Source organism: Lelliottia sp. RWM.1, assembly GCF_016859735.1.
Taxonomy (GTDB): Bacteria; Pseudomonadota; Gammaproteobacteria; order Enterobacterales; family Enterobacteriaceae; genus Enterobacter.
The window spans coordinates 73,679-89,951 of sequence record NZ_WLVC01000005.1; the positions used below are offsets into that span (position 1 = coordinate 73,679).

The following is a 16,273-nucleotide window of genomic DNA, read 5'->3' on the forward strand; positions in this document are numbered from 1 at the left end:
TGGGGCATCACTGCAAATAAGGATATAAAATGCCTGTAATTACTCTTCCTGATGGCAGCCAACGCCATTACGACCACGCCGTTAGCCCAATGGATGTTGCCCTGGACATCGGTCCTGGACTCGCAAAAGCGACCATCGCTGGCCGTGTTAATGGTGAACTGGTTGATGCGTCCGATCTGATTGAAAACGATGCGCAGTTATCCATCATCACCGCGAAGGACGAAGACGGTCTGGAGATCATTCGTCACTCCTGTGCGCATTTATTAGGTCATGCGATCAAACAGCTTTGGCCGAATACTAAAATGGCAATTGGTCCGGTAATTGACAACGGTTTTTACTATGACGTTGACCTTGACCATACCCTGACCCAGGAAGATATCGACGCGCTCGAAAAACGAATGCACGAGCTCGCTGAAACCAACTACGACGTCATCAAGAAGAAAGTCAGCTGGCACGAAGCGCGTGAAACCTTCGTAAAACGCGGCGAGAACTACAAAGTTTCTATTCTTGATGAGAACATCGCGCATGATGACAAGCCAGGCTTGTATCATCACGAAGAATATATCGACATGTGCCGTGGACCGCATGTGCCGAATATGCGTTTCTGTCATCACTTTAAATTGATGAAAATCGCAGGTGCATACTGGCGTGGCGACAGCAACAATAAAATGTTGCAGCGTATCTATGGTACTGCATGGGCAGATAAAAAAGCCCTGAATGCGTATCTGCAGCGTCTGGAAGAAGCCGCTAAGCGTGACCACCGTAAAATCGGTAAGCAACTTGACCTGTATCACATGCAGGAAGAAGCGCCGGGTATGGTGTTCTGGCATAACGACGGCTGGACTATCTTCCGTGAACTGGAGACTTTTGTTCGCTCCAAGCTTAAAGAGTATCAGTATCAGGAAGTGAAAGGCCCGTTCATGATGGACCGTGTGCTGTGGGAAAAAACCGGGCACTGGGACAACTATAAAGATGCAATGTTCACTACCTCTTCAGAGAACCGTGAATACTGCATTAAGCCAATGAACTGCCCTGGGCATGTTCAGATCTTTAACCAGGGTCTGAAATCCTACCGTGACCTGCCGTTGCGTATGGCCGAATTCGGTAGCTGCCACCGTAACGAGCCGTCAGGCGCGCTGCACGGGCTGATGCGTGTTCGTGGCTTTACTCAGGATGATGCACATATTTTCTGTACCGAAAATCAGGTGCGCGATGAAGTTAACGCCTGTATCCGTATGGTCTACGATATGTACAGCACCTTTGGCTTCGAGAAAATCGTCGTCAAACTCTCAACGCGTCCGGAAAAACGTATCGGTAGCGACGAGACATGGGATCGTGCTGAGGCGGATCTGGCTGTTGCACTGGAAGAAAATAACATCCCGTTTGAATATCAACTGGGTGAAGGTGCATTCTACGGTCCGAAAATTGAATTTACCCTGTATGACTGTCTCGATCGTGCATGGCAGTGCGGTACTGTACAGCTGGACTTCTCTCTGCCGCAGCGTTTAAGCGCCTCTTATGTGGGCGAAGATAACGAGCGTCAGGTCCCGGTTATGATTCACCGTGCGATTCTTGGCTCTATTGAACGCTTTATCGGCATTCTGACCGAAGAGTTTGCTGGTTTCTTCCCGACCTGGCTTGCGCCAGTTCAGGTTGTCGTGATGAACATTACTGATTCTCAGGCTGATTACGTTAAAGAATTGACGCAGAAACTACAAAATGCGGGCATTCGCGTAAAAGCGGACTTGAGAAATGAGAAGATTGGCTTTAAAATCCGCGAGCACACTTTACGTCGTGTCCCGTATATGTTGGTCTGTGGTGATAAAGAGGTGGAAGCAGGCAAAGTTGCCGTTCGCACCCGCCGTGGTAAAGACCTGGGCAGTCTGGACGTAAGTGACGTGATTGAGAAGCTGCGACAAGAGATTCGCAGCCGCAGTCTTCAACAACTGGAGGAATAAGGTATTAAAGGCGGAAAACGAGTTCAAACGGCGCGCCCGAATCGTATTAATGGCGAAATTCGCGCGCAAGAAGTTCGCTTAACAGGTCTGGAAGGCGAGCAGCTTGGTATTGTGAGTCTGAGAGAAGCTCTGGAAAAAGCAGAAGAATCCGGAGTAGACTTAGTCGAAATCAGCCCTAACGCCGAGCCGCCAGTTTGTCGTATTATGGATTACGGCAAATTCCTCTATGAAAAGAGCAAGTCTTCTAAGGAACAGAAGAAAAAGCAAAAAGTTATCCAGGTTAAGGAAATTAAATTCCGACCTGGTACCGACGATGGCGATTACCAGGTAAAACTCCGCAGCCTGGTACGCTTTCTGGAAGAGGGTGATAAAGCTAAGATCACACTGCGTTTCCGCGGTCGTGAGATGGCTCACCAGCAGATCGGTATGGAAGTGCTTAACCGCGTCCGTGACGATCTGAGTGAACTGGCAGTAGTCGAATCCTTCCCAACGAAGATCGAAGGCCGTCAGATGATCATGGTGCTCGCTCCTAAGAAGAAACAGTAAGGCCTTCAAGTAGCAATTCCTGTGGAGCCTATAGGTTTTACAGGCATTGCTCGCCTATGTTTCGTTTATTAACAATGCGAAGTGGAAGTTATTAAGATGCCAAAAATTAAGACCGTACGCGGTGCTGCTAAGCGCTTCAAAAAAACCGGTAAAGGTGGTTTTAAGCACAAGCACGCAAACCTGCGTCACATTCTGACTAAGAAAGCTACCAAGCGTAAACGTCACCTGCGTCCTAAAGCCATGGTTTCCAAAGGCGATCTGGGCCTGGTAATCGCGTGCCTGCCGTACGCATAAGTCGTTAACGTTTTTTAAACCTTTTTTAATTAGAATAGATACAGGAGAGCACATATGGCTCGCGTAAAACGTGGTGTAGTTGCCCGTGCACGTCACAAGAAAATTTTGAAACAAGCTAAAGGCTACTACGGTGCGCGTTCTCGCGTATACCGCGTTGCCTTCCAGGCTGTTATCAAAGCTGGTCAGTATGCTTACCGTGACCGTCGTCAACGTAAGCGTCAGTTCCGTCAACTGTGGATTGCGCGTATCAACGCAGCAGCACGTCAGAACGGTATTTCTTACAGCAAATTCATCAACGGCCTGAAAAAAGCCTCTGTTGAAATCGACCGTAAGATCCTTGCTGACATCGCAGTATTCGACAAATTAGCGTTTACCGCGCTGGTCGAAAAAGCGAAAGCAGCACTGGCATAAGCCAGTTGAAAGAGGGAGCTTTTGCTCCCTCTTTTCATTTAACACCATCAGAAGATTGACTTTTATCCGTTGAGCCTTTTCAATAAGAGCTCAAGATCCTTACCACACAAGGTAACGCAAGCATGAATGCTGCTATTTTCCGCTTCTTCTTTTACTTTAGCACCTGAATTCAGGAGGCTAGCGCGTGAAAGATGAAACGAAAAACAGCGCCAGAAAGCCTCCGAATGGAGGCTTTTTTTGTATCTGCAGCTGATGAATATCGCCACATAATGAGGAAAACCATGTCACATCTCGCAGAGCTGGTTGCCAGTGCAACGGCTGCCATTAACCAAGCGTCAGATGTTGCCGCGTTAGATAACGTCCGCGTCGAATATCTGGGCAAGAAAGGACATTTAACCCTTCAAATGACCACCCTGCGTGAGCTGCCGCCAGAAGAGCGTCCAGCTGCGGGTGCGGTCATTAACGAAGCGAAAGAGCAGGTGCAGCAAGCGCTGAACGCGCGTAAAGCCGATCTGGAAAATGCCGCACTGAATGCTCGTCTGTCTGAAGAGACCATTGACGTTTCCCTGCCTGGCCGTCGTATTGAGAACGGTGGTCTGCACCCGGTAACCCGAACAATCGATCGTATTGAAAGTTTCTTCGGTGAGCTCGGCTTTACCGTGGCGACTGGTCCGGAAATCGAAGATGACTACCATAACTTCGATGCGTTGAACATTCCTGGCCATCATCCGGCACGTGCTGACCACGACACTTTCTGGTTTGATGCCACCCGTCTGCTGCGTACTCAAACTTCGGGCGTACAGATCCGCACGATGAAGGATCAGGCGCCGCCAATCCGTATTATCGCGCCGGGTCGTGTCTATCGTAACGACTACGATCAGACTCACACCCCAATGTTCCACCAGATGGAAGGCCTGATTGTCGATAAAAATATCAGCTTTACTAACCTGAAAGGGACGCTGCACGACTTCCTGCGTAACTTCTTTGAAGAAGATCTGCAGATCCGTTTCCGTCCATCCTATTTCCCGTTCACCGAACCGTCTGCGGAAGTTGATGTGATGGGTAAAAACGGCAAATGGCTGGAAGTGCTGGGTTGCGGCATGGTGCATCCTAATGTACTGCGCAACGTGGGTATTGACCCGGAGGTGTATTCCGGTTTCGCATTCGGTATGGGCATGGAGCGTCTGACCATGCTGCGCTACGGCGTAACCGATTTGCGCGCATTCTTCGAAAACGATCTGCGTTTCCTCAAACAGTTTAAATAAGGGCAGGACAGAACAATGAAATTCAGTGAACTGTGGTTACGCGAATGGGTGAACACCTCTCTTGATAGCGATGCGCTTTCAAACCAGATCACCATGGCCGGTCTGGAGGTTGACGGTGTTGAGCCAGTTTCAGGTGCATTTAATGGTGTGGTTGTCGGTGAAGTTGTTGAGTGCGGCCAGCATCCAAACGCGGATAAACTGCGTGTAACAAAAGTTAATGTAGGTGGCGACCGCCTGCTGGATATCGTCTGCGGCGCGCCAAATTGCCGCCAGGGCCTGAAAGTGGCTGTGGCAACGGTGGGTGCTGTTCTGCCAGGTGATTTTAAAATTAAAGCGGCGAAACTGCGTGGTGAGCCTTCTGAAGGCATGCTGTGTTCTTTCTCTGAACTGGGTATTTCCGACGATCATAACGGCATTATTGAATTGCCACAGGATGCGCCAGTTGGAACAGATATTCGCGAGTATCTGAAACTCGATGACAACACCATTGAAATCAGTGTGACGCCAAACCGTGCAGACTGCTTAGGTATCATCGGCGTAGCGCGTGACGTTGCGGTATTGAACCAGACTGAACTGAACGTGCCGGAAATCACACCGGTTGCGGTAACCATCAGCGACACGCTGCCTATCCAGGTTGAAGCGTCAGATGCATGCCCACGTTACCTCGGTCGAGTGGTGAAAGGCATCAATGTTAAAGCACCAACGCCGATGTGGATGAGAGAGAAGTTACGCCGCTGTGGTATCCGTTCTATTGATGCCGTTGTTGATGTGACTAACTACGTCTTGCTGGAACTCGGTCAGCCGATGCACGCGTTCGATAAAGATCGTATCGAAGGCGGTATTGTCGTGCGTATGGCGAAAGAGGGCGAAACTCTGGTTCTGCTGGACGGTAGCGAAGCGAAGCTGAACGCCGACACGCTGGTGATTGCCGATCACGCTAAAGCACTGGCAATGGGCGGTATCTTTGGCGGCGAGCTCTCGGGTGTAAATGACGAAACGCAAAATGTGTTGCTGGAATGTGCATTCTTCAGCCCGCTGTCCATCACCGGCCGCGCACGTCGTCACGGCTTACATACTGATGCCTCTCACCGCTATGAGCGTGGCGTGGATCCAGCGCTGCAATACAAAGCAATGGAACGTGCGACACGTCTGCTGATCGATATCTGTGGCGGTGAAGCTGGCCCTGTTATTGATGTCACGAACGAAGCGACGCTGCCTAAGCGTGCCACTATCACCTTGCGCCGCAGTAAACTGGACCGTCTGATTGGTCACCATGTTACTGACGCACAGGTAAGCGACATTCTGCGTCGCCTGGGTTGTGATGTAACTGAAGGCCAGGACGAATGGAAAGCGGTTGCGCCAAGCTGGCGTTTCGATATGGAAATCGAAGAAGATCTGGTTGAGGAAGTGGCCCGTGTATACGGCTATAACAATATTCCCGATGAACCGGTACAAGCGGGTCTGATCATGGGTACGCACCGTGAAGCGGATCTGTCCCTGAAGCGTGTGAAAACCATGCTGAATGACAAGGGTTATCAGGAAGTGATCACTTATAGCTTCGTTGACCCTAAAGTACAGCAACTGGTACACCCAGGTCAGGAAGCATTGATTCTGCCAAGCCCAATCTCCAGTGAGATGTCCGCCATGCGTCTCTCTCTGTGGACGGGGCTGCTCGGAACGATTGTGTATAACCAGAATCGTCAGCAGAACCGCGTACGTATTTTCGAAAGCGGTTTACGCTTTGTGCCGGATACACAGGCTAACCTGGGGGTTCGTCAGGATCTGATGCTGGCGGGGGCAATAAGTGGCAACCGTATTGAAGATCACTGGGATCTGGCAAAAGGTACAGTTGATTTCTACGATATGAAAGGCGATCTGGAAGCTGTTCTCGATCTGACCGGTAAATTGTCTGAAATCGAGTTCCGTGCAGAAGCCATCCCTGCTTTGCATCCCGGTCAGAGCGCTGCTATTTATTTAGAGGGCAAACGCGTTGGTTTCATTGGCGTTGTTCACCCAGAGCTGGAGCGTAAACTGGATCTGAACGGTCGCACAATCGTATTTGAACTGGAGTGGAATCCGGTTGCAGACCGCGTCATACCTCAGGCACAGGACATTTCTCGCTTCCCGGCAAACCGTCGTGATATCGCTGTTGTGGTCGCTGAAAATGTTCCTGCAGCAGATATTTTGGCCGAATGTAAGAAAGTTGGCGTAAATCAGGTAGTTGGCGTAAACTTATTTGACGTGTACCGCGGTAAGGGCGTAGCGGAGGGTTCGAAGAGCCTCGCTATTAGCCTTATCCTTCAGGATACCAGCCGTACACTCGAAGAAGAGGAGATTGCCGCTACCGTTGCCAAATGTGTAGAGGCATTAAAAGAGCGATTCCAGGCATCATTGAGGGATTGAACCTATGGCGCTTACAAAAGCTGAAATGTCAGAATATCTGTTTGATAAGCTTGGGCTTAGCAAACGGGATGCCAAAGAGCTGGTAGAGCTGTTTTTCGAAGAGATCCGTCGTGCTCTGGAAAATGGTGAGCAGGTAAAACTCTCCGGTTTTGGCAATTTTGATTTGCGAGACAAAAACCAACGTCCGGGCCGTAACCCGAAGACGGGGGAAGATATTCCCATTACAGCTCGCCGCGTGGTGACCTTCAGACCCGGCCAGAAGTTAAAAAGCCGTGTCGAAAACGCAACGCCCAAAGCAGAGTAATATGAACTAACTAAAAAGGCCGCATTCGCGGCCTTTTTTCTTTGCTCTCCCGCAAACCCACCGTAAAATCAAATACCTCTCATCCTGGTAAACAACATCCATGCTTGATTTCGTGCATCGCCAACGCCAATCTGACCTCCGTACTCTGTCGGTGCTCATGATTCTGCTCGTGATAACGACGGGGGTTAGCCTGTGTGCAGGTGACAGATGGCTCGGCCCCGAAAACTGGTTTGGCATTGATGGGCAACTTTTTGTCTGGCAGATCCGTCTGCCGAGAACCCTGGCGGTGATCCTTGTCGGCGCCGCATTAGCCTTGTGTGGAACCATTATGCAGGCCTTGTTCGACAACCCGTTGGCAGAACCTGGTTTGCTGGGTGTCTCAAATGGGGCGGGCGTTGGCTTTATCGCAGCCGTCATGTTGGGCGGTGGAGAACTTTCAACGCCTGGTATCAGCGCGAGCGCTATTGCTGGCGCGCTGGTAATAACCATTATCTTACTCCGTTTTGCCCGACGCCATCTTTCCACCAGTCGGTTGCTTCTGGCGGGGGTGGCATTGGGGATTATTTGTAGTGCGTTGATGACCTGGGCGGTCTATTTTTCGACCTCGTTTGATTTACGCCAGCTTATGTATTGGATGATGGGCGGTTTCGGCGGAATTGACTGGCGACAAAGCTGGCTGATGGTACTGCTTGTTCCTGTGATGTTATGGGCCTGCTGCCAGTCTCATCCGCTTAATATCCTGGCATTGGGGGAAACAACAGCCCGCCAGCTAGGTATGTCGATCGGCCTGTGGCGTAACATACTGGTTATCGCGATTGGCTGGATGGTGGGGGTGAGTGTGGCGCTGGCGGGGGCAATTGGTTTTATTGGTCTGGTCATTCCGCACATGTTACGCCTTTGCGGAATCACCGATCACCGTACCTTACTCCCGGCATCAGCGGTAGCGGGGGCCGCAACGTTACTGGTCGCGGATATCATCGCGAGGCTTGCACTGTCCGCCGCGGAGTTACCGATTGGCGTGGTGACTGCTACGCTGGGCGCGCCAGTCTTTATCTGGCTACTATTAAAATCCGGACGTTAAAACGACATAATCGTGAGACAAACTGAGGGCATGCTATGCAATACGATATTCTGAATACCGAAGTGACGACGATCGACGGCGAAAAAACCACGCTGGAAGGCTACAAAGGTAAGGTGCTTCTGCTGGTTAATGTGGCCTCTAAATGTGGCCTGACACCACAGTATGAACAGCTTGAAACACTGCAGCAAGAATGGGAGAAAGAGGGCTTTACCGTGCTCGGTTTCCCATGCAACCAGTTCCTGGGACAAGAGCCGGGCAGTGAAGAGGAAATTAAAACGTTTTGCAGCACGACCTATGGCGTGACATTCCCGATGTTCAGCAAAATTGATGTGAACGGAGAACATCGTCATCCGTTGTATGAAAAACTGGTTACTGCTGCGCCTGTTGCTGTTGCGCCGGAAGGGAGTGGTTTTTATGAGCGAATGGCCAGCAAGGGCCGCGCACCGCTTTCTCCTGAAGATATCTTGTGGAATTTCGAAAAATTCCTGATTGGTCGTGATGGTCAGGTCATTCAGCGTTTCTCGCCAGATATGACCCCGGATGATCCTGCGGTAATTAAAGCCATTAAACAGGCCATTGCTCACTAATGACCTTGCTGATGCAGCTGACAGATGTCGCAGAAAAGGGACGTCTTAAGCCCATCACGGCTGCGGTAAATGCAGGAGAAATCCTGCATCTCGTGGGGCCTAATGGGGCAGGGAAGAGCACGTTGCTGGCGCGTATGGCGGGGCTAACCAGCGGTGTGGGCAATATTGCGTTGCAGGGCCATTCTCTTTCTGAGTGGCCCTCCCTGGCGCTTTCAAATCGCCGCAGTTATCTTGTTCAGCAACAAACGCCTCCGTTTGCGATGCCGGTTTGGCACTATCTGATGCTGCATCTGCACGATAAAAACCACACTGAGTTACTGAAGGATGTCGCCCGGTCGCTGGGGCTGGAAGATAAACTCGCGCGTCATGCCAGCCAGCTTTCCGGTGGTGAGTGGCAGCGTGTACGGCTTGCAGCCGTTATTCTCCAGATTCACCCTGCGGGAAATCCATACGGATGTTTGCTTTTGCTGGACGAACCCATGAGTGGTCTGGATGTAGCCCAACAGGCCGCGTTGGATCGAATGTTAAGCGCACTTTCCCTAAAAGGCATTGCGGTGGTGATGAGCAGTCACGATTTGAACCATACACTGCGCCACGCGCATCGGGTGTGGTTATTGGCCTGTGGGGAGATGATTGCCAGTGGGTCGCGTGATAGCGTGCTGACCCCCCCAAACCTTGCCATCGCGTACAATATGCCTTTTCGTCGTCTGGATATTGAAGGGCACAAGATGTTGATTTCTACTGCACAAGAGTAACCGTTTCTTGCGCAGGGGCGTATTTGCACGCTAAATTACGGAAAGAACAATAAAAGCAGAGGATTCGTCTGAAAATGCGATTCTGGATTATCCTTGCAGCGGCATTATTCCTTGCGGGATGCAGTAGCCATCGTGCGCCGCCACCTAACCCGAGGTTATCGGATTCTATCACGGTCATTGCCAGCCTGAACGACCAGTTGAGTCACTGGCGCGGCACGCCCTACCGTTATGGCGGTATGAGCCGTGGCGGTGTGGATTGCTCGGGTTTTGTGTTAATGACGTTTCGCGATAAGTTTGATTTACAGCTCCCGCGTGAAACGCGTAAACAAGCCGAAATTGGCACGGAAATTGATAAAAACGATTTACTGCCAGGCGATCTGGTCTTTTTCAAAACAGGTTCGGGCGAAAGTGGTCTGCATGTCGGTATTTATGATACAGACAACCAATTCATTCATGCTTCGACCAGTCGCGGTGTGATGCGTTCATCGCTGGATAATGTTTACTGGCGCAAAAACTTCTGGCAAGCGAGACGTATTTAATACACCGTAAAAGAAGTCTTTATGCAGGCGCGGTCGCTAAAAAGCCGCGCATGGGTTTCGGATATATGTTGCTTAAAGTTAAATTTCCGCCTAATTAATTATACGCGTATGTGCCTGTTTTACCTAAAACTGGCTATTATTCGGCAACCAGGATAAGATTATTTTAGATTCAGGGACAAATCTGAAAGTTAATACGGAACGAATGAAATTAATCTTATTAAAATCAATACAGTGGAATTGTGCCTGCAATTGCTCCAGGATGTCCTCTATCATCTTTAATGCGGGGCGAGCGCGATGATTATCACGCTAGATAATGCTTACCAGTCTGAATTTTTACTTCTTCCTGCACGTAATAGCGAAGGGGAGCTTAAAGGTTTAGAGATTATGGTTAACTTTGTTGGCGTTGACACGGATGTGCGAATTCCCACTGAACTGGTTATCCCACACCTTTCTGCAGAAGAAGAGTTAGCGCTTTTCAATGAAAAACTGCAGCTGCTTGATACCTGTAAACTGTTCTTTATTCAGCATCATCTAATTGCATGGATAAGTATTACTCCAGTCATTATTGCGTTTTTATTAACGAGCGAAAATGCGGTTTCAATTCTCGATCGTTATCCGTTTCTGGAGTTCACCATTAGTGAGAATTATCCTGGTTTAAATAACGGGAAAGACGATCTGGATCTGGCGAGAATGGCGATCCGTTTCCCGCTCGTTTTAGCCAACTTTGGTGCGGGGGCGGCGTCGCTAAAACCTGTATACGACGGGTTATTTAAACGGGTTATCCTGGATAAAGGGTTTGTTCATCAGCACGTATTTGACCTCTCTTTCGAGCCTTTTATGCGCGCGATCCTCTGGCAAATAACACCACATTGTCAGTCGGTCATTGTGTCCGGAATTGACGATCACAGCATATTGCAACGCGTCATGTCATTTAGCATTGGTGCAATGCAAGGAAATCTCTGGCCTGCGGTCGCGGCAGAGCAAGTCACCACTCTCGTTCAGCGATAACCCTATTTTTCACCCGTGTTTAACCTGGGGTAAACACTCTACACTAAAAGCAGGAGGACTTATGACCCTGTCTTTTACTGCTCACTGGCATGATGAATTACCCGGTTTTTACACGGCGCTCAAACCGACCCCTTTAGATAATGCTCGTCTCATCTGGCATAACGATGTGCTGGCCGACGCACTGAATATTCCGCCCTCGTTGTTCCAGCCAACTTCAGGTGCGGGTGTCTGGGGCGGCGAAACCCTGCTTCCGGGTATGCAACCGTTGGCTCAGGTTTACAGTGGACACCAGTTTGGCGTCTGGGCCGGCCAGTTGGGTGATGGCCGTGGCATTTTATTAGGTGAACAGCACTGCGCTAATGGCCAAACGTTTGACTGGCATCTGAAAGGTGCGGGTCTTACCCCGTATTCGCGTATGGGTGACGGCCGCGCAGTGCTTCGTTCGACAATCCGCGAGAGTCTCGCCTCCGAGGCGATGCACGCTCTGGGTATTCCCACTACGCGAGCTCTGTCGATTGTCACCAGCGATACGCCAGTTGCGCGCGAAACGATGGAGCGCGGTGCGATGTTGATGCGTATTGCGCAAAGCCATTTGCGTTTCGGCCATTTTGAGCATTTCTATTATCGCCGGGAGCCGGAAAAGGTTCGCCAGCTTGCCGACTACGCCATTCATCGCCACTGGCCTCAGTGGCAGGACGAGGCGGACAAATACATGCTCTGGTTCCGTGATATCGTCGCCCGGACGGCGGCAACGATCGCTCGCTGGCAAACGGTAGGCTTTGCTCATGGGGTGATGAACACCGATAACATGTCCATTCTGGGGCTGACCTTTGATTACGGCCCATTCGGTTTTCTTGATGATTACCAGCCGGGTTATATCTGTAACCACTCTGATTATCAGGGGCGCTATAGCTTTGATAATCAGCCCGCGGTGGGGCTGTGGAATTTGCAACGCCTTGCTCAATCTTTGTCACCGTTTATTGATGTTGAGGCTCTCAATGACGCGCTTGATAGCTATCAGGAAATCCTGCTGCGCGAGTATGGAACCCTGATGCGCGGTAAGTTGGGGCTACAGACGCAAGAGAAGGGCGATAATGAGATCCTGAATGGGTTACTTGCACTGATGTCACGTGAAGGGAGTGATTTCACGCGTACTTTCCGCCTGCTGGGCCAGACGGAACAGTACAGCAGTGCGTCACCCCTGCGCGATGATTTTATCGATCGCCAGGCTTTTGATGACTGGTTCCGTCTCTACCGGGAACGCTTACAGCGAGAAAGCATCGATGATGTGATGCGTCAGGGGCAGATGAATGCAGCTAATCCGGCGATGGTCTTGCGTAACTGGCTGGCACAGCGTGCGATTGAGCAGGCGGAGCAGGGGGAATATGAAGAACTGCACCGGCTGCACATTGCCCTGCGCACGCCCTTTGCGGAGCGTGATGATGACTATGTCAGCCGCCCACCGGACTGGGGCAAGCGGCTGGAAGTTAGCTGTTCAAGCTAGGGGGCGAGGAAAACGTGTGGTGCAGCATGAGCCGGATGCCTGCCGACATGAACCTGCGCGCCATACCAGTGCGCCAGGGCGTCGGCCTGTAATACCTGGTCGGGTGTGCCGTGGGACACAATACGACCGTTGTGCAGGAGTATGATGCGGTCCGCCCACAGTGCCGCCAGGTTAAGATCGTGTAGCACCACGCACACATGCAGATGCCCTTGGCCGGTCAGCGTTTTCAGCAGGCGCAACAACTGTTGCTGGTGGTAGAGATCCAGTGCCGAGGTGGGTTCATCCAGAAATAGCCATCCGCGCGGGCTGCCATCGTGCCAGAGTTGCGCCAGTGCGCGGGCAAGCTGAACGCGTTGTTGTTCTCCCCCCGACAGTGCCGCGTAAGATCTTCCGGACAACGGCAAACAGCCGGTTATCTGCATCACGTCGTGGATCACTGATGCTTCCGGCTGGCGAGTCCAGGGCGCGCGACCCATCCCGACGACGGCTTCCACTGGCCAGTCAAAGCCCAGTTGCGTTTGCTGGCGCATCACAGCCCGGCAGCGAGACAGCGCTTCGGTACGCCATTCGGTAAGGGGTTTTCCCCCCAGGATACACTGCCCACCTGACGGAGGGAGATAGCCTGTCAGCAGGCGCAATAATGTCGACTTCCCTGCACCATTGGGGCCAATCAGGGCGACGAGTTCACCTTGTGACAGCGAAAGCGAGACGTCCTTGATAATGGTGCGTTGCGCCACCCGGCAGGAGAGGTGTTGAGCGCTAAAGTGTTCAGCCATGCTGGCCTCCGCGACGGAAAATAAGCCACAGGAACCACGGTGCGCCGAGAAGGCTGGTCAGTAACCCCACGGGCATTTCGGCGGGTGCGACCAGGGTTCGCGCAACTGTGTCGGCTACCAGTAACAGAAATGCCCCCGCCAGCACAGAGCCAGGGATCACCGCCCGATGGTCAGCACCAAGCCACATGCGCATCAGATGCGGCACAACAAGGCCGACAAATCCAATCACTCCGCTAACGGCGACGGCGGCAGCAACCAGCAACGCGCTACACAGCAGCAAAATACGCTGTACAACGCGAACATCCACCCCGAGGTAATGAGCCTCTTCCTCACCCAACTGCAGCAAATTGAGTGTGGCCGCGAGACGCCAGATAATCCACACCGTAGGGACCATCAACGAGGTGACAGCCAGGAGTGTAGACCACTGCGCCTGACCAAGACTGCCCATGCCCCACAGGGACAATTGACGTAACTGGGCGTCGTTACTGACCCAGGAGAGAACCCCTACAGCTGCGCCGCACAGGGCGTTAATGGCAATACCAACCAGCAGCAGGCGTGATAATGAACTGTCCTGCTGTTGGCTGAGAAAGAAGATCACCACTGTTGCGGCAAGCGCGCCGAAAAAGGCAGCTAACATTGGTGCGTACAGCATCATCAGAGCGGGTAAGGTGAACGGAATGACAACCCATAACGCCACGGCAAGTGCCGCGCCGCTACTGATCCCAAGCAGGCCAGGATCGGCAAGCGGGTTGCGAAACAACCCTTGCATCACGCAGCCAGCCAGTGCCAGCGAACCACCAATTACCAGCGCCAACAATACTCTTGGCAGACGGATGATGAACCAGATCTGACGGAGTGCCTCATCGCTGTTATTCCACAGCAGGCTGACGGGCAGACGCAACGCGCCAAACCCGGTCGCCAGCAGGGTCATTAACAGTAATGTTGCGGTTAGCCCCCAGAGTGAAAGCGTGATACGCCGGGTCATCAGGGTAACTGCTCCGCTTTGGTTCGCAATGCCTGAATGGCATGAGGAGTCCGCACACTAAAGCCCAGCAGCGCCATATCATCAATGGCAAGAACCTGCTTATTACGTCCTGCGGGTGTTTGCGCCAGACCCGGCAGTTTCCACAGATTCTCCTCCCCGCCTAATGCCTTTACACCGTCCCTGGAAATCACCACCAGATCGGGCTGGCTGGCAATAACCCCTTCCTGCGAGAGCGGTTGGTAGCGGGTGAATCCTTGCATCGCATTCTGCAAACCTGCGGCGCGAATGGCTGCATCCGCGCCGGTTTGCTGCCCGGCGGCCATGGCGGTCATCCCGCCATGATTGAGGATAAACAGTACGCGTTTATTCAGCGGTGATGCGGGAAGTGCCGCCAACTCCTGGCGTAGCGTATTGCGCAGGGTTTCACCCTGCGCTTCACGATGTGTCGCCTGGGCAATCACCCGTATTTTTTCATCAATAACGCTGAGATCGTTGCTACCCGGAACGGTAACGACCTTCACGTTGCTCTGTTCGACCTGCTGCAATGCAAGAGACGGCTGCGCCTGTGCGCTTGCCAGGACCAGCGTCGGACGAACGGACAAAATGCCCTCCGCATTAAGCTGGCGCAGATAGCCCACATCCGGAAGTATGGTTGCAGGTTGCGGCCACTGGCTGGTGCTGTCGCGGGCAACCAGCGAGGACTGCGCGCCGAGCGCGTACACAATCTCAGTAACATCTCCCCCGAGCGTGACAATTTTCTCAGACGTCGAGGCAAAGGCCACCAGAGGGAAGATGCTCAGCAGGGCGAACAGTTTTTTCATGCCGCCAGTCCTTTTGGTGTCAGGGCGTCAATCTGGCTACGCCACTGGCTTTGCTCTGGTTCGCCTTCGGTACGTTGACCATAAAGCTGGGCGATTTGCGTACCGTCAGCGGCAAACAGCTCAAGGCTGGTGACGTGACCGTCGGCGGTGGGTTTACGCGTTACCCAGGTTTCTGCAATGGTCTCTTCCAGCAGATGCAGGGTAAAGGCGGGGTTAAAGATATTCAGCCAGCCTTTCATCGGAACCAGTTTTTCCACGACGCCAGTAAAGATCTGCACACATCCACGGTTACCGACAAAAACCATAATCTCGTTGCCATCCTGGCGTGCGGTGTCTAAAAGCTGTGCCAGCGCGCGGTTATCCACTTTACAGGCGAGGTCATCACCGACCAGACGGAAAGCCTGTTGGCGGCTCAGGTTGTGACGTTTCAACAGGGTAAAGAACTGGTGTACATCCGTCATGGCGCGCCATTCTTGATCGACGGTCCCGGCATCGGCGTGAGAGGTATTGACCACCGCTTCTGCAGGTTTCAGCGCCAGCGGCGGGTTATCAGCAAAGATAAAGCGGGTCAGCACATCACCCCATGCAGACATGTCAGTGTTGTCCGTGGTGTACACCTTCAGGAGTGCATCACCCTGATGATCGAAGAACTGAATGCTCTGACGCTCACCGCGTGCAGTGGCTTCGCTGATGTGAAAGACGCTCGCCCATTGGTTAAGGAACAGGCGTAAATCAAGGGCGCGTGGGTTCAGCACCAGACCTGCGTGGCCATTGAGATGCTGATTGGTAAAGCTGCCGACCTGCTCGTGTACGGCATACTCGTTGCGGCAGATGCATTTGGTTTCACCAACGGCTTCGAGCGCACTCAGGATGTCACGAATTTCCCCGTGCAGACGCCACGCATCGTGTCCGACGCGGGAGAATGTCAGCTCAGCTTCACTGATGTTCATCAAACCTGCGATGTCACGCGCGTACTTACCTGGGTTTTCTTCTTTTAGCTCAAGCCAGCGTGTGTAGTGATTCATTGTCTCTTCCT

General features: G+C 52.1%; 18 protein-coding genes and 1 other annotated feature. Of the genes, 14 read left to right on the forward strand and 4 right to left on the reverse strand.

Annotation, left to right across the window (positions count from 1 at the left end; translation table 11 throughout):
- Positions 1–29: 29 nt before the first annotated feature.
- From thrS to selO, 14 genes are all read left to right on the forward strand, one after another.
- The gene (gene thrS / locus GF617_RS06220; RefSeq protein ID WP_181623224.1) at positions 30–1,958 is read left to right on the forward strand and encodes a threonine--tRNA ligase; all 1,929 of its coding nucleotides are present in this window, start codon (positions 30–32) and stop codon (positions 1,956–1,958) included.
- Positions 1,959–1,961: 3 nt separating this feature from the next.
- On the forward strand, positions 1,962–2,504 hold the full coding sequence (gene infC / locus GF617_RS06225) for a translation initiation factor IF-3 (RefSeq protein ID WP_181623738.1): 543 nt from the start codon (positions 1,962–1,964) through the stop codon (positions 2,502–2,504).
- A gap of 96 nt (positions 2,505–2,600) precedes the next feature.
- Positions 2,601–2,798, forward strand: coding sequence for a 50S ribosomal protein L35 (gene rpmI / locus GF617_RS06230; RefSeq protein WP_001124225.1), 198 nt, complete (start codon positions 2,601–2,603; stop codon positions 2,796–2,798).
- Positions 2,799–2,852: 54 nt separating this feature from the next.
- A complete protein-coding gene (gene rplT / locus GF617_RS06235; protein WP_012017122.1) occupies positions 2,853–3,209 on the forward strand; it encodes a 50S ribosomal protein L20 in 357 nt (118 codons plus the stop codon).
- Between the two features lie 117 nt (positions 3,210–3,326).
- Positions 3,327–3,450: a sequence feature (Phe leader region), on the forward strand.
- Entirely contained in the window at positions 3,332–3,376 is a 45-nt protein-coding gene (gene pheM / locus GF617_RS06240; RefSeq protein WP_001386830.1) for a pheST operon leader peptide PheM, read from the forward strand. It overlaps the preceding feature by 45 nt.
- 40 nt (positions 3,451–3,490) lie before the next feature.
- Complete coding sequence (gene pheS, locus GF617_RS06245; RefSeq protein WP_203451312.1) at positions 3,491–4,474, forward strand: phenylalanine--tRNA ligase subunit alpha; 984 nt, start codon at positions 3,491–3,493, stop codon at positions 4,472–4,474.
- Positions 4,475–4,489: 15 nt separating this feature from the next.
- Positions 4,490–6,877, forward strand: coding sequence for a phenylalanine--tRNA ligase subunit beta (gene pheT, locus GF617_RS06250; protein WP_203451313.1), 2,388 nt, complete (start codon positions 4,490–4,492; stop codon positions 6,875–6,877).
- Positions 6,878–6,881: 4 nt separating this feature from the next.
- The gene (ihfA, locus tag GF617_RS06255) at positions 6,882–7,181 is read left to right on the forward strand and encodes an integration host factor subunit alpha (RefSeq protein ID WP_003857805.1); all 300 of its coding nucleotides are present in this window, start codon (positions 6,882–6,884) and stop codon (positions 7,179–7,181) included.
- 100 nt (positions 7,182–7,281) lie between these two features.
- Positions 7,282–8,262 (forward strand): vitamin B12 ABC transporter permease BtuC, encoded by a 981-nt coding sequence (btuC, locus tag GF617_RS06260; protein WP_203451314.1) that lies wholly within the window; start codon positions 7,282–7,284, stop codon positions 8,260–8,262.
- A 35-nt stretch (positions 8,263–8,297) separates the two neighbouring features.
- Positions 8,298–8,849 (forward strand): glutathione peroxidase, encoded by a 552-nt coding sequence (locus GF617_RS06265; protein WP_203451315.1) that lies wholly within the window; start codon positions 8,298–8,300, stop codon positions 8,847–8,849.
- Positions 8,849–9,604, forward strand: a complete 756-nt coding sequence (gene btuD, locus GF617_RS06270; protein ID WP_203451316.1) for a vitamin B12 ABC transporter ATP-binding protein BtuD — start codon at positions 8,849–8,851, stop codon at positions 9,602–9,604. Before GF617_RS06265 ends, btuD begins: the two co-directional genes overlap by 1 nt.
- A 74-nt stretch (positions 9,605–9,678) precedes the next feature.
- Entirely contained in the window at positions 9,679–10,143 is a 465-nt protein-coding gene (locus GF617_RS06275) for an NlpC/P60 family protein (protein ID WP_181623230.1), read from the forward strand.
- A 294-nt stretch (positions 10,144–10,437) separates the two neighbouring features.
- Positions 10,438–11,151 carry an EAL domain-containing protein gene (locus tag GF617_RS06280; protein WP_203451317.1) on the forward strand — a complete coding sequence of 238 codons (714 nt, stop codon included), beginning with the start codon at positions 10,438–10,440 and terminating at the stop codon, positions 11,149–11,151.
- A gap of 61 nt (positions 11,152–11,212) precedes the next feature.
- Positions 11,213–12,655: a protein adenylyltransferase SelO gene (gene selO, locus GF617_RS06285; protein ID WP_181623232.1), complete on the forward strand. Its 1,443-nt coding sequence runs from the start codon at positions 11,213–11,215 to the stop codon at positions 12,653–12,655.
- On the opposite strand, the gene GF617_RS06290 is transcribed toward selO, so the two are convergent.
- Genes GF617_RS06290 through chuS form a run of 4 tightly spaced genes read right to left on the reverse strand, consistent with a single transcriptional unit; the run spans position 12,652 to position 16,262 of the window.
- Positions 12,652–13,431: a heme ABC transporter ATP-binding protein gene (locus GF617_RS06290; RefSeq protein ID WP_181623233.1), complete on the reverse strand. Its 780-nt coding sequence runs from the start codon at positions 13,429–13,431 to the stop codon at positions 12,652–12,654. The genes selO and GF617_RS06290 overlap by 4 nt on opposite strands.
- Positions 13,424–14,416 (reverse strand): iron ABC transporter permease, encoded by a 993-nt coding sequence (locus GF617_RS06295; RefSeq protein WP_181623234.1) that lies wholly within the window; start codon positions 14,414–14,416, stop codon positions 13,424–13,426. Before GF617_RS06295 ends, GF617_RS06290 begins: the two co-directional genes overlap by 8 nt.
- The gene (locus tag GF617_RS06300; protein WP_181623235.1) at positions 14,416–15,237 is read right to left on the reverse strand and encodes a hemin ABC transporter substrate-binding protein; all 822 of its coding nucleotides are present in this window, start codon (positions 15,235–15,237) and stop codon (positions 14,416–14,418) included. Before GF617_RS06300 ends, GF617_RS06295 begins: the two co-directional genes overlap by 1 nt.
- The gene (gene chuS / locus GF617_RS06305; RefSeq protein ID WP_203451318.1) at positions 15,234–16,262 is read right to left on the reverse strand and encodes a hemin-degrading factor; all 1,029 of its coding nucleotides are present in this window, start codon (positions 16,260–16,262) and stop codon (positions 15,234–15,236) included. The genes GF617_RS06300 and chuS overlap by 4 nt, the downstream gene beginning before the upstream one ends.
- Between the last annotated feature and the right edge of the window lie 11 nt (positions 16,263–16,273).